The organism is Candidatus Omnitrophota bacterium (assembly GCA_023227985.1).
Lineage (GTDB): Bacteria > Omnitrophota > Gorgyraeia > Gygaellales > Profunditerraquicolaceae > JALOCB01.
Genome location: JALOCB010000032.1, coordinates 1 through 13,819 on the forward strand (window position 1 = coordinate 1; position 13,819 = coordinate 13,819).

Below are 13,819 nucleotides of genomic sequence, written 5' to 3' on the forward strand. Positions count from 1 at the left end.
CGGTCCAGCCATCAAAAAAACTGCCGGCAAAAGCCGCGGGAACAAAGCACAGAGCGGCTAAAACAACCGCTAACAATAAACCCGCATTCCTTATATTCATGATCCTCCCATTCAAGTAAATCCCCGCATTGTTCACAAATTTGCCGTATTCCAAAGCAGCCGCTTTAAACCGCTTCCATGGTTGACGGCGGTTTAGTGGCGATATTATAAGTGACGCTGACCACACCCGGGACTTCGGAGGTTATCCTGGCTGCCAATTTGTCCAGTGCATCGAAGCTCAAACGGGTAGGCCTGGCCTGGCGGGCGTCAATGCTATCCCAGCAGCGCACCTCGATCTGCAAGCCGAAATCCCTTTTGCCGTTGCGCATTCCGGGGATCCTGTCCTGATGTAAAATAGCCATATACTGGAAAGCCTTTATCGAAACCAGCTCTTCTTCCAGGATTGCGGTGGCTTTGCGCACTACCGCTATCCTCTCCGGATTCGCCTCTCCGATCACCCGCGCCGCTAAAGCCGGACCGGGAAAAGGCATCCGGTTATATATTGAAGCCGGGAGTCCCGCACCTTCGGCAACCTTCCTGACCCCGTCCTTACGCAGCTGGACCAGCGGCTCGATGATCTTGTAACCGAACGCCTTCTGGGTATCGATCCCTAATTGCTCAAACACATTATGCTGGCGCTTGATCCCGGCGACAGTCTCATCGATATCAGTGAGGATCGTGCCCTGCAAAAGGTATTTGGCCTGGCTTTTCTTGACCAGATTGCCAAAGACCTTCTTGTAAAAAGTCTGGGTGATCGCTTCCCTTTTCTCTTCGGGATCGGTTAATCCTTTAAGAGCGGCGAAAAAATCATCCTGGGCATCCACTATCTCGATATTAACGCCCAGTTTTTTGAAAACCTCGGCGATCTGCTGCGGCTCATTTTCGCGCATGATCCCGTTATCAATAAAATAAGTCTTAAGCCTGGGCCCCAGAGCCTTATGCCCGAGCATAGTAACAGCGGCTGAATCCACCCCTCCGGATAAAGCATTGATAGCCACACCGTCTCCCACGATCTTGGCTATATCCCCGCTTTTCTCGCTTATGAACGCCTGCGCATCCAATTCGCTTGCCTTGATCTCTTTGTCTGCTGACATGCCGCCTCCTTTGCCTGCTTATCCTTAAAAATAACCACCCCATACCCCAACAATATTATTTATTATACCCCCTTGGTTCCCAGGCTTCAACAAAAAAGGCGCCGGCACGCTCCAGCGCCATCCAACTTCAATATAACTTTACCCTGCTCCTAAGCCTTACCCAATAAACTTATGCATCCTTTGCCCGGGGGATCCTTCTTAACGCAGGCAGCCTTGTATTTCCCGGCCACAAAAGCGATATCCTGCATATTCATCCAATCAGTCTCGAAATCAGCCCCCGCGGAAAAATAAAGCGGCTTCTTCTTTTTAAACAACCGGATACCGTATTTAGCCGGGTTATCCAGGACATCCGTGCCGAAGAAGAGGATCAACTGTTGTCCCGCGGAATTGCCTTTTATCTTCACCCCCAACCCCTGCAGAAAGCCCAAGGTCCGCAAACAAGACTCCCGGGTCTGTTTCGGCAAGCCGTATAAAGTAAAAACCTCGGGCTCAATACCCGCGGCCCGGGTAGCTTTAATAGTCGCTTCAAATTGGCGCAGATCGATCCGTTTATTGATCGCTTTGTTCACCTTGGGATCCACTGATTCCAGGCCATAGGCAATATACTTCACCCCTGCCTGGGCCATAAGCTTTAACAGCTGCGCATCCACTAACTCCGGGCGCGTCTCGCACCAGATCTCGGTCTTCCAGCGTTTCCTGATGATCCCGCGCATTATCCGTCTGACCCGGCTCTTATCAAAGGTAAAAGACGGATCAGCGAAGAAAAACCTGCGTATCCCGTTTTTATAGCAAATATCCATATCCGCCAGCACCCGGCCAGGCGAATGCGAACGGATAGTCCGTTTAAAAGCCTTCGGGGTATAGCAGAAATTACAGTTATAAGTACAGCCGCGGGAAGTAAGCATTGCCGCGCCAGTATGATCGCTCCAGCGAAAGACTTGAGTCTGATAAGGAGACGGGAATTTATCCAAATTACGGGCCAATGGCTGGGATTGCGTTTCATAAAGTTTATCTTCAGCCCTAAAGACTATGCCTTTGACTTTAGTGATATCCCCCTGCTTTTCCAGGCATTTGATCAATGCAGGCATTACCGCCTCTCCTTCGCCCTTGCAGATCACATCCACATTAGGCATCTGGCCTAATGCCTCGCCCGGCATAAAAGTAGCCTGCGGCCCGCCTAAAACCACCACAATCGACGGATCGCACATCTTGATCAACTTGGCCAATTGCATTGCCAGATGGATATTCACCTGACATACCGACAAACCCACCACATCCGGCTTATACTTCAGCACAAACCTGCTGATCGATTTATCCGTAAGCGTGGTAAGAGAGTCTATTTCGGCGATAACCGAATCAATATTATTTTTAGCCAGGCTGGCGGCGATATAACCGAGGGATATGGGAAAAAGATCGCCTCCCAACGGAGGCAGATTAAAAAGCAGGACTTTAATATTCATACCTGATTATACATCCTCCATCTCATCACCTCAACAACAAAAAGGCGCCGGAGTATCGATCAATCCCTGCGGAATCCGATCGGCGGTTTCTTAGGCTCTGGCGGCGGATCCAGGAGCTTTTTGAACGCCTCGAATACAACTAAGAATTGTTTATCATATTTCTGTTCCATCTCTTCAATCTTACGTTTTAACCCTGCATAGGTCAAACCTGTCCTACGCATTATCACAAATGCGCGCATGATCTGAATATTCACCGCGACCGCCTGTTCACTATTCAAAACACTCGATAACATCGCCACTCCCTGTTCGGTAAAAACATATGGAAACACGGTAGAATGTTTAAGCGTGTTGAACCGGTCGCAATTTGCGACCAGTTCTTCTTTTTCTTTTCTAGTTAATCGAAACATGAAATCATCAGGGAAACGATTTCGGTTACGTTTAACCTGTTCATTAAGTCGTTTTGTTGACACCCCGTACAATATCGCTAAATCCACGTCGATCATGACCTTCCGGCCTCTAAAACTAAAAATCCTTGAGGCTACAAGATCAACTGACAATACCCCAGACATACCGTTCCCCTTTCTGCTCTAATAGACGCGCGAAACCGGGGGAAAATCCCCTTTACAGCTTCTTTCATCATTCCACATACGGCATTCATCCAGCGCCAATTCCGAAAATATCCTCAAACCCTGATCCGGGGATAAACTGAATTTTTCCAGAATGGCTAGCGCTTCTTTTGAAGGGTGATGCGCCAGAAGGATCAAAACCGCCTGCTTGGTTCTAAGCTGGACCTTGCCACGAAAAAGCAGCATCCCCATGCGCCGAATATTATCGAGAGACAAACTTTCATACCCCTTAGGCAAAAGCGCGTGGCTGCTAATGAACACTTCCACTTCATTCATGCCTGGTTTCCCGCATTCGACAAGACCCGCGCGCATATCCATGCGCCCCTTACTCAAAAGCATGTTTAAATAAGCCCAAAATTCGATCTCAGTCATTGTTATCTCCTTTCCTTTTATTTTTTTGATTATTCTCTGTTAAACCCGATCGGCGGCTTCTGCGGCACAGGCACCGACTCCAGCAATTTCTTGATCGCCTCAAAAATAAGCTGGATATTATCATCGTGATTCTCATATTTTTTCTCCAGCTCCGCGATCGATAATGCTCGCGGCATATCTTCTCCTTGCCCACGGGGGCAACACCCGCGCAACTCTGATACGCGCGGGGGATCCCCATAGACAAACAAATCCTCCTTTCTACCCTAATAGACGTACGAAAAGGAAAGATCTAACACAAATTCTCAAACAAAAAAAGCGCCGAGTACTCCAGCGCTTCTCATAAAACCAAAACGTTATCTTTATTCCCTATTTAAATATTTACCAGATCAAAAACATTTATTTATAACTCCAATAATCACTGGTGGTGACCTCACCTCGAAAACTGTACAACTTCCAGGTTGAGAAATTTGCCTTGATTCAAAAGAAAAAAACCGACCACATGGCCAGGTTAAATATAGCTATAACTGTAAGGCGATCTCGTCTACAGGGAAGAACATACTTTGCTCCTAACTATCTTAAATTATAGCACTTTGGGATAAGGGAAACACAGGGATTTCGAGGGTTATGGCGTTCCATGGGGGACACTTCTCTTAGCGCCGCCAATTGAGTTCAACAGGCGAGAAATGTCCCCATCTACTTCATACGAGAAATTTACGGTGGGGGTGAGATTTGAACTCACGAAGGACTTACGCCCTTAACAGTTTTCAAGACTGCCGCTTTCAACCGCTCAGCCACCCCACCTAAAAGATTGCGTGCGGTGTGGTTGCCTCTCTTAAGCTCGGCCTACCACCCCGCCAAACCTTGTAGGCTGAGATCTATTTCGGAATAAAGATCTGATTGAATACTGCCTGGAATATATGCGTAGCTGTCTGGAATGACGCGTTAAAGTAAGTTACGAATGAGAACTTTTCCACGATCAGGCTTAAGCAGAAAGCTAACAGGATCAGGTTCAGGATATATACCAGGGAAAAACCGAATATGTAATTGGCTTTTAAGAAATCACCCTGCTTTGACCTTAAGGACTTGGCCCCGAAAACCAGGTGCAGGCACAGGCTGAAGCTTCCCAAAGCGATAAACAGGCCGGTAAGGCCTTTAGAGCCCCAAAACAGGTTGAACAACGGGTATACGCAGAAGATTATGATGGTATATATCGGCAGGACATACGGCGCAACCTTTACCAAAGGCGCGAAGAATTTAAATACAAGCATCAGGATCTTCTGCCCTTTATTATAAACAATGGACAGTTCATAAACAAAAAAATGGATCACTACGAACGCGCCTATCCCGGACCAGAAATACTCCTGCATGGCCTTGTCAGCCAGCCCCAGTTCCTTCAGGAAGGTCATTGAATAGGAATAAACGAAACAAAGCAGGGAAATCCCGACAGCAAGCTTGAATATACTTAACACCTTATCCAGGATCAACCTGAACTTTGGCTTTATGTCCCCGCCGGCATCCAAGCCCGGATCAAGCTGGCCGAAATCAATGTTACTGCCTTCGTCCTTAAGAAATCCTCTCTTGGCCATCAAAATAGCTCCTTAGGCATTCAGGGATCAGGATCGACCCGTCTTTCTGCTGGTAATTCTCCAAGATCGCGATTACCGTCCTGGCCAATGCAACCCCTGAACCATTTAGTGTATGAACGAAATCCATTTTCTTGGTATCTTTTCTTCTAAAACGTATATTCGCCCTGCGGGCCTGAAAATTCTCGAAATTCGAGCAGCTGGATACCTCCAGCCATTTATCCGCGCCTGAGGCATATGCCTCCAGGTCATAACATTTGCTCGCCGCGAAACTTATATCCTGGGTGGCCAAGGATATTACCCGGTAAGGCAGCCCCAGGGCCTGCAAGACCTCTTCAGCGTTGCCTACCAGAGATTCCAATTCAGCGTAAGAATCCTCGGGTTTGACGAACTTGACCATCTCTACCTTATCGAACTGGTGCACGCGCATCATTCCCCGGGTATCTTTGCCATAAGAGCCAGCCTCCCTGCGAAAACATGCAGTGTAGGCGGTCAGATATTTAGGCAGATCCTCCTCATTCAAGACCTCATCGCTGTAAATATTGGTCACCGGGACTTCCGCAGTAGGGATCAGGTAAAGATCATCGTCTTTTAATTTGTACATATCCTCTTCCATCTTGGGCAGTTGGCCGGTTCCGGTCATAGTCTTGCGATTGACCAGGAATGGAGGGAATATTTCAGTATAGCCGTGCTTCCTGGTATGCAGATCGAGCATAAAATTTATCAAAGCCCGCTCCAGCTTAGCGCCCCAGCCTTTGAAGAGCAGGAAATTCGCTCCGCTGAGCTTGGTCCCTCTGGCAAAATCCACGATATCCAGTTTCTGGCAGAGCTCTATATGATTTAAAGGCTTGAAGTCGAATTTCGGCGCAGCGCCCCAGGAACGCTCGACGCGCGCCTTATCCGGAGCGCCTACAGGAACAGATGTGTGCGGGATGTTCGGAATGGTAAGAAGCAACTGGTTCAGATTCACGTCGCTTTCTTTAATCTGGGCATCCAATCGGTCGATCTTTTCAGCGATGTATTTCATCGAGGAGATCCGCTCTTTAGGGTCCTTCTTTTCCTTAAGCAGGGCGCTGATCTCGTCATTGGCCTTGTTCTTCTGCGCCCGTAATTCCTCCAACTCAACCAGTATCTTGCGCCGGGAATTATCCAGATCCAATATCTGCGCCAGGTTGAATTTGGAATTGCGGTCCTTTAAAGCCTTTGCCACGACTTCCTGATTTTCCCGGATGAATTTTATGTCTAACATTTAGGAGCTCCTCAAATTTGACCTGCCATTGAAGCGAAAATTCGCCACCGGATCTTCTGTGAGGGGCCTTATAAGTCCGGGACGTTTTTTCAGCACTTAATGATCTATCAGGATAGAAATTTTATTCCGGTGGAGAAGATGGCCGCGTTATCCGGCCTTTGCCAGACAACCTTGCCCAATACTTCGATATGTTCGGGTTTGTCTCCGGGCAGGTCGAATTCCAGGCGCAGGACAGTGCCGAGCGGCAATACCCGATTCACCTTAAGGCATAACCCGCCCTGGCTGATATCCTCGGTCGAACCTGTTTCATAGGCCGGCATGACGATCGCAAAGCTTACTTGGGTAGCGACGTTTATCCTGGGGAACTGCCTTTGCTCCGTGGGAATCTGGTCTTCAGACATCTAAATTCACCTGGCCTTTCAGCCTTTGCCTGACCTTTCGACCTGCAAGAGATAAAAAGTGAGCCGCCGTGGAATCGAACCACGAACCTTGACCTTAAGAGGGTCCTGCTCTACCAATTGAGCTAGCGGCCCGAAGACTATTTATATGCCGCTGTGCTTCAGGGCGTGCGGCTAAACTATGGCTTTCCGTAAATTATCTGTAGTATTTTATCTTAAATCCCTGTTATTTGCAATTGTAATTTTTATAAATCAGCAAGAAATTTTTATGCGCCCAGGAGGAATCGAACCTCCAACACCCAGCTCCGAAGGCTAGTGCTCTATCCAATTGAGCTATGGGCGCGCAAAGATATTCGCAACCCGTTTCACCGCAATGAATAACAAGACCGGGTCTTGAAGTTAGAAGATCTCGCAGTTAGGGCCGATAAGATCCTGAATCTCTTTGAGGCGGATGTCATCTACTTTAAGCGCTCCCGCTTCAGCGGTGTTGCGCGCCGGAGAATTCAACTGCACCTTATCCGGCTTGATCTGATCGATCGCTTCTTTGAGCCTGCGGATATGCGCCGGAGAATCATTCATGCCTTTGATCAACATTACCTCCAGCCAGATCTTCCCCTTGAATTCTTTTCTCAGCTCGATCAATCCGCTGATTATATCCCCGACCTTTATCTGCGGATCAGGCCGGTCAATCGCCTGGAATATCGCGTCGGTTACCGCGTCCAGAGAAGGGATTATTAATTCGGCCTGGAGCAATTGCTGCCGGGCCTCGGAAGAGCTTAACAAAGAAGAATTAGTGATCACGCATACCGGAACAGTTGTGGCTTTTTTTATCCGGCGGATAAGCTCATCTATCCGTATATTCAACAGCGGCTCCCCTGTTCCGGAAAGAGTGACATAATCCAGCTCTTTTGCCTGATCAGGGTTACACTCCATCCAGGAGCTGAATTCCGCGAAGATCTCTTCGATCTTTACGTATTCCTTCCTCTGCAGGTAGCGGTTCCTGGTCCTGCCTAATTGGCAATAGACGCAGTCGAAATTACAGGTCTTGAAATCAGTCAATGAAACCCCTAAAGACCTGCCGATCCTGCGCGAATTTACCGGTCCGTATATGTATTTCATAATAAAAACCCCCCATCCTCTTAAGATCTTACGCGACTTAACAAGATGGGGGCATTTGAGTTGCTACGATTATTTTACCTCTATCACCGAATTCTGCGTGCCAAAAGAATTAAAAACCGCAGCCGCTTTGGGATCAGTCATCCATGACCCATCCACGAAGAACTTATATTCATATTTCCCGGGCTTAAGACTGGCCTTGACCGACCAATTTCCCCTGGTATCCTTTTTAGCCGGTAAACCCTTGGGATCCCAGTTGTTAAAGCATCCCGCGACCGAGACCTTTTTGGCTTTAGGCGAATAAATCTTGAATTGCGTAACCGTGGCAGTTACTTTTGGTTTTGACCCGGAACACGTTTTAGCCATAACGACCTCCTTCTTTCTTATATTAATTTATACCCTTTCTGCGCAGACTGTCAAGGAGTTTTTAATGAGCAGATAACTTACGGGGCCTCTATCCTACTAGTTACAACGACGTAAGTTATAGTGAAACGTCTGCGAATTATGAGCACCGAAAGTCTTTATCCAGCGAAATACCGTGAAGCGGGGCCCCCGGAAGCTACGAGAGAATTTGGCACAAATTTGCGAGTGTTTTGCTTACGGGATCAACGCGCAAAGGATGTTACACCGCAACTATCGCGATGCCTTTCCTATCCGCCAGCGCCAGAGAGTCTTTCATATCCAAGAAAAGGGTTTTATCCGCTTCGATCGCCAGGCAGGACGCCTTGGCGCAGATCAACGTCTTTATTGTCTTAAGCCCGATCACCGGAAGGTCAAAACGCATATCCTGGTCAGGCCTGGCTGCCTTGGCCACGATCATTCCCGAACGCGCTATCCTTCCAGCTCTGCGGATAAGGTTATCCGTACCTTCTAAGGCCTCTACGCCGACTATAGCTTTGTTCCTAACCGCCACAGTAAGCCCGATATCCAGGCCAGCCACTTTTCTGGCCAGGTTTATACCGAAATACACATCCTCCCATTCCAAAGGATCCGGCTGCCTCTTAGTGAGCGTTCCCTTAGCCGGCATAAAATCCTGCAGGTACGTGCTCGAGTCGATCAATTCCAAGCCTTCGCTTTCCAGCTTTTTGGCGATAGCGGCGAATATTGTGTTGGCCTTTCTATCGGTTATGTTCAGCAGGAGCTCTTGTATCTGCTTGCTGTTGCGCACTTCCCTGCTAAAAAGCCTGGCTGGGCTTATCTGCCCGGCCATGATCACTTTTTTCACGCCTTCGGATCTGAAGATATCTATTATCCGGGACAGGTCGCTTAAGGAAACCCAATAAAACTTATCCGCGTATTTCTTCAGCTGCCAGCTGGTCTCGCCGCGGATCCCCGCAGCAACGATATAGCAGCCTTTTTTCTTGGCTTCTTCCGAAAATATTACCGGGAACCGCCGGTTACCGGCGATCAATCCTATCTTATCCATTTTATTCTTCGTTTCTTTTAGGTAAACGGCAGGAACGGCAGACCCCACGCGAAGAGTTGTCGATAAAATCAAGCAGGTATGCTACTTCCGCACAATGATCCTTTTCTTCTTTTAACCGGATAACCGCCTTCTTAAGAGGAAGCCCGGAATTAAAAAGCACCTTAAAGGCATGGCCCAGGGCCTTGATCGACTCCCGTGAGATATTATACCTTTTCAACCCCACCATATTCAATCCGTACAGCCGCGCCGGATGCCCGTCGCAGGCCGAAAAAGGCGGGACATCCTGGACCGCCTTGGAAAGCCCGGCCAATATGGAATATTTACCAACCCTGACAAACTGGTGCGCCGCGCCGAAGCCGCTGATATGCACATAATCCTCGACCACAACATGCCCGGCCAGAGTAGCGGCGTTAACGATCACGCAATGGTTGCCTACACAACAGTCATGGGCGACATGGGCATAAGCCATAAACAGGTTATTGTTGCCGATGACGGTCTTGCCGCCCTCGCCTGTCCCCGGGTTCAGGGTGCAGAATTCCCGGATGACATTGTTATCCCCTATCTCCAGAAAGCTTTTCTCGCCTTTGAATTTAAGGTCCTGGGGCTTGTTGCCCACTGCCGCAAAACTGAAGACCTCGCAGTTGGCGCCGATAGTGGTGTTGCCCTGGATAACGCTGTGCCCGGCGATCTTAGTGCCCGGCCCGATAACCACATTATCGCCGATTATCGAGTAAGGCCCGACTTCAACATCAGCGGCCAGACTGGCTTTATCCGAAACTATAGCGGTAGAATGTATTCTCATTATTTTCAACTGTCTCCGAACGCGAACATCATATCAGCCTCAGCCACTACCTGTCCGTCAACTGTAGCCTGGCCGTGGACCTGTCCGGTCTTGGACCTTAACTTGACCGCGGTGACCTCAAAAACCAGCTGATCGCCGGGGATAACGACTTTGCGGAATTTAGCGTTGTTTATGGACATAAAGAAAGCGATCTTGCCCCGGTTCTCCGCCTGGGACAAAAGCATTACCCCGCCTACCTGAGCCATTGTTTCCAAAATTATCACTCCGGGCATAACCGGCTTCTCCGGAAAATGACCCTTAAAAAAATAATCGTTTATGGTGACGTTCTTTATGCCTACGGCTCGCCTGCCCTGGTCCAGTTGCAGGATCCGGTCCACAAACAGGAACGGCTGGCGATGCGGCAATATCCGCATTATTTCTTCGATATCCATTGTCTGGCCGTCGGGCAAAGAATAACTCTGGCCTGAGGTCAAACTCGGCTGCCGGGTTTGCGGCCTTTGCTGGGCGATCTTCTTGACCAGCTTCAGGTTAAGGGAATGTCCGCTCTTTAAAGCGATGATATGGCCTTTTAAAGGCTGACCCAGGATATACAGGTCGCCGAGGAGGTCAAGCACCTTGTGGCGTACAAATTCATCCTCAAAACGCAATTCATTATTGATCACCCCTTTTTTTCCGACCACCAGGGCGTTCTCATAATTAGCGCCTTTGCCCAGGCCTTTCTTCTTGAGCGCCTCAACTTCATCCTCAAGGCAGAATGTCCGGGCGGGGGCGATATCGTCCCTGAACAGGGCCGAACCGACCACTATCTCCAGGAAATCCGACTTGATAAAATGATTATCATAATCCAGGGTATAAGATATTTTTAATTTATCCGAAGGGAATATCGCGATGCTTGCCCCGGCGTCCTGGACCATTACCGGCTCCTTGACGCTGATATACTTGCGTTCTTTTTCCTGCTCGCAGATGCCGGCAGCGGACAGCGTGTCGATAAATCCCTTGCTGCTTCCGTCCAACCCGCAGACCTCGCTGTTATCGATCTCAATGTCCAGGTTATCGATGCCTAAGCCGAATAACCCGGCCAGCAAATGCTCGACGGTATAGATCTGGACCCCGTCTTTTTCCAGGTGGCTGAAACGCAGGCTTCCTTCCTGCGAAGAGACGTTCTCAACGCAAACCTTGACCGCCGGCTTGTTAGCCAGGTCCACGCGGATGAAATTGATCCCGTTATCGGCAGGCGCGGGCTTAAAGGTAAGGTTGACTTTATTGCCGGTATGAAGGCCGGTGCCTTTGATACTTATCTGTTTAGTTATTGTCCGTTGTTTTTCCATAGTATTTATTTGGTTTTGGTTGCGCTCTTCGAAAGACCCTCGATCTTTTGTTTGATCTCTTTGATCGTTTCGTGCCATTTAGGCAAAGCCTGAACATAGGCGTTTATCCTTTTAGCCTCATCCGCGGGCTTGGCCGGAGTACCCCAGACCACCGAGCCGGCAGGCAAAGACTTACTCACCCCTGATTGCGCCATAACTATCGAATTATCGCCGATAGTGACATGCCCCACTACCCCGGCCTGTCCGGCCAGGATCACGTTGTTGCCGATATTAGTGCTTCCGGAAATGCCCACCTGGGCCACGATCAGGCAGTTGGCGCCGATGGACACGTTATGGGCGATATGCACCAGATTGTCGATCTTGGTCCCCTTACCGATCACGGTCTTGTCAAAACGCGCCCGGTCGATGGTCACGTTCGCGCCGATCTCCACGTCATCTTCCACTACCACCGTTCCTACCTGGGGGATCTTGTGATGCGCCCCGTTCACCGTGACAAAACCGAACCCGTCGGAGCCTACGACCGCGCCGCTGTGAATGATCACCCTGTTGCCGACAGAAACACGCTCGCGGATGCTCACATTGGCGTGGATAACAGTGTCGCTGCCCACAACTGAATGCTTGCCCACATAACATCCGGGATAGATCACGCTGCGATCGCCGATAACCGCTTCATCGTCGATAACCGCGCAGGCGCAAACCGCCGCGCCTATGCCCAGCTTGACGTTCTTTCCAAGTACCGCTTTAGGATCGATGCCCTGGGGATGCTTATCCTCCTGCGGCAGGATAAAAGAAACCGCCTTGGTAAAGGCTAATGAGGGATTGTCGCAGCGGATAACCGGCTTTGCCCCGGGGCTTACTTCCCGGGAAACGATCACCGCCGAGGCCCTGGTCCTTTCCAGAAAAGGCAAGTATTTGGGATTAGCCAAAAAGGTGATATCTCCTTCGCAGGCCTCTTGTATCCCGGAAATCCCCTTGATCTCTATCGAGCCTTCCCCAACGACTTCCCCGCCTACGAGAGCGGCAATTTCTTTAAGGGTCCTTGACATAATTATTTCTTTGAGCTTTTTCCTTTATTGATCAATTCAATGACCTTATCGGTGATATCCAGGGTCTTATCCTGATACACCAATACCCGGTCGTTAAAAACCATGGTATAACCTTCTTTATCGGCTAATTGCTTGATCGTGTCGTTTATATCCTTTAACAGCTCCTGCATTTTCTCGTCCTGTTCCTTGCGCAGGTCAGCCTGTTTTTGCCTGTCGAATTCCTGAAGGTTCTTTACCTTCTTTTCAAAATCATCGCGCTTGGCATCTTTTTCCTTGTCGCTCATCAGGTTCATTTTATCCTGGAGCTGTTTCACTTCGGCAATCAGCTTGTCGCGCTCGTTGTTATAAGCGTTCTGTTTGTCGGTAAGAGTCTTGTCATAATCCTTGGTCTTGTGGTATTCCCCCAGGGTCTTGCTAAGATCGATATAAGCAAACTTATCCGCGGCGAACGCCTTGCTCCCCGATAACATCAAAAACAAACCGCACACTACTCCCCAGACAAATATTGACCTGCGCATGTGTATCCTCCTCATTCAGCTGTTACTTAAGCGGTATAGTTTGAGATATCTACCCTGATGACCTCATCTGCCTTTACTTAAGCCAGCGAAAATATTTTATCCCGATCCACTCGCCCGGGGTATCAGAACCCGTGGCTCATGCTGAAATGGAACCTGCCTTTGCCTTTGCTGTCCTGGCCGGGCTCCTTGTCCAAGGGAATGCCGTAATCCAGCATGATCGGCCCGATCGGCGTTTTCAGCCTGAAGCCCACGCCTGTGCCGGCCTTCATACCGCTGGAACCGACATCCGAGGGCTTTGACCAGACATTGCCGATATCATAGAACGCGGCCAGTTTCAGGAAACTCACCACCGGATAAGTATATTCAATGTTGCCGATCAAGACCGAACTGCCGCCTAACGGATCGCCGGTCTTGGAATCCACGCAATTATCCTCGGAGACCTTTCTTTCGCGGTAACCCCTGACCGAGCCGGAGCCACCGGTAAAAAATCTCTCATATATGGGTATCTTGGTCGAATCGCCGTAGGTATCGGCAATGCCCATCCTGCCGCGGAACTCGATAACCGCGTTGCGCCAGACCGGGGTATAATGCGAAGCCCGGCTGTAAAATTTCCAGAAATCCTTATCCCCTCCGAACGGGCCTCCGGCGACCTGCAGGGATCCGCCCAGGACATTCCCTTTGGTGGGGTTGAAAACATTGTCCCTGCTGTCAAAGGTCAATCCGTATTCCATGCTGCTTACGGCGTTGGTCCCCGCCTCGGAT

The 13,819-nt window shown here is 49.3% G+C and carries 16 protein-coding genes and 3 tRNA genes; all 19 read right to left on the reverse strand.

Annotated elements, in window-relative coordinates; all coding sequences use genetic code 11:
- Positions 1–164 precede the first annotated feature (164 nt).
- Positions 165–1,133 carry an asparagine synthase-related protein gene (locus M0R35_06445; protein ID MCK9595301.1) on the reverse strand — a complete coding sequence of 323 codons (969 nt, stop codon included), beginning with the start codon at positions 1,131–1,133 and terminating at the stop codon, positions 165–167.
- A gap of 149 nt (positions 1,134–1,282) precedes the next feature.
- The gene (locus M0R35_06450) at positions 1,283–2,593 is read right to left on the reverse strand and encodes a B12-binding domain-containing radical SAM protein (GenBank protein ID MCK9595302.1); all 1,311 of its coding nucleotides are present in this window, start codon (positions 2,591–2,593) and stop codon (positions 1,283–1,285) included.
- Between the two features lie 59 nt (positions 2,594–2,652).
- Entirely contained in the window at positions 2,653–3,162 is a 510-nt protein-coding gene (locus M0R35_06455) for an ORF6N domain-containing protein (protein ID MCK9595303.1), read from the reverse strand.
- Positions 3,163–3,180: 18 nt separating this feature from the next.
- Positions 3,181–3,591 carry a hypothetical protein gene (locus M0R35_06460; GenBank protein MCK9595304.1) on the reverse strand — a complete coding sequence of 137 codons (411 nt, stop codon included), beginning with the start codon at positions 3,589–3,591 and terminating at the stop codon, positions 3,181–3,183.
- Positions 3,592–3,620: 29 nt separating this feature from the next.
- The gene (locus M0R35_06465; protein MCK9595305.1) at positions 3,621–3,767 is read right to left on the reverse strand and encodes a hypothetical protein; all 147 of its coding nucleotides are present in this window, start codon (positions 3,765–3,767) and stop codon (positions 3,621–3,623) included.
- A gap of 538 nt (positions 3,768–4,305) precedes the next feature.
- A tRNA-Ser gene (locus tag M0R35_06470) sits at positions 4,306–4,392 on the reverse strand.
- A 74-nt stretch (positions 4,393–4,466) separates the two neighbouring features.
- Positions 4,467–5,177 (reverse strand): hypothetical protein, encoded by a 711-nt coding sequence (locus M0R35_06475; GenBank protein ID MCK9595306.1) that lies wholly within the window; start codon positions 5,175–5,177, stop codon positions 4,467–4,469.
- On the reverse strand, positions 5,155–6,423 hold the full coding sequence (gene serS, locus M0R35_06480) for a serine--tRNA ligase (GenBank protein ID MCK9595307.1): 1,269 nt from the start codon (positions 6,421–6,423) through the stop codon (positions 5,155–5,157). The genes M0R35_06475 and serS overlap by 23 nt, the downstream gene beginning before the upstream one ends.
- 107 nt (positions 6,424–6,530) lie before the next feature.
- The gene (locus tag M0R35_06485) at positions 6,531–6,824 is read right to left on the reverse strand and encodes a PilZ domain-containing protein (protein ID MCK9595308.1); all 294 of its coding nucleotides are present in this window, start codon (positions 6,822–6,824) and stop codon (positions 6,531–6,533) included.
- A gap of 59 nt (positions 6,825–6,883) precedes the next feature.
- Positions 6,884–6,956: transfer RNA gene (locus M0R35_06490), tRNA-Lys, on the reverse strand.
- A gap of 134 nt (positions 6,957–7,090) precedes the next feature.
- Positions 7,091–7,164, reverse strand: a tRNA-Arg gene (locus M0R35_06495).
- A gap of 56 nt (positions 7,165–7,220) precedes the next feature.
- On the reverse strand, positions 7,221–7,940 hold the full coding sequence (locus tag M0R35_06500) for a radical SAM protein (GenBank protein ID MCK9595309.1): 720 nt from the start codon (positions 7,938–7,940) through the stop codon (positions 7,221–7,223).
- A gap of 69 nt (positions 7,941–8,009) precedes the next feature.
- Entirely contained in the window at positions 8,010–8,303 is a 294-nt protein-coding gene (locus tag M0R35_06505; protein MCK9595310.1) for a glycogen-binding domain-containing protein, read from the reverse strand.
- Positions 8,304–8,559: 256 nt separating this feature from the next.
- Positions 8,560–9,363 (reverse strand): UDP-2,3-diacylglucosamine diphosphatase LpxI, encoded by an 804-nt coding sequence (gene lpxI, locus M0R35_06510; GenBank protein MCK9595311.1) that lies wholly within the window; start codon positions 9,361–9,363, stop codon positions 8,560–8,562.
- A 1-nt stretch (position 9,364) separates the two neighbouring features.
- Positions 9,365–10,165 (reverse strand): acyl-ACP--UDP-N-acetylglucosamine O-acyltransferase, encoded by an 801-nt coding sequence (gene lpxA, locus M0R35_06515; GenBank protein MCK9595312.1) that lies wholly within the window; start codon positions 10,163–10,165, stop codon positions 9,365–9,367.
- Between the two features lie 5 nt (positions 10,166–10,170).
- On the reverse strand, positions 10,171–11,493 hold the full coding sequence (gene lpxC, locus M0R35_06520) for a UDP-3-O-acyl-N-acetylglucosamine deacetylase (GenBank protein MCK9595313.1): 1,323 nt from the start codon (positions 11,491–11,493) through the stop codon (positions 10,171–10,173).
- Positions 11,494–11,498: 5 nt separating this feature from the next.
- Positions 11,499–12,539, reverse strand: a complete 1,041-nt coding sequence (gene lpxD / locus M0R35_06525; protein ID MCK9595314.1) for a UDP-3-O-(3-hydroxymyristoyl)glucosamine N-acyltransferase — start codon at positions 12,537–12,539, stop codon at positions 11,499–11,501.
- 2 nt (positions 12,540–12,541) lie between these two features.
- The gene (locus M0R35_06530; GenBank protein MCK9595315.1) at positions 12,542–13,057 is read right to left on the reverse strand and encodes an OmpH family outer membrane protein; all 516 of its coding nucleotides are present in this window, start codon (positions 13,055–13,057) and stop codon (positions 12,542–12,544) included.
- Between the two features lie 122 nt (positions 13,058–13,179).
- Positions 13,180–13,819: outer membrane protein assembly factor (locus tag M0R35_06535; protein ID MCK9595316.1), on the reverse strand; the 640-nt coding region annotated here is incomplete at its 5' end.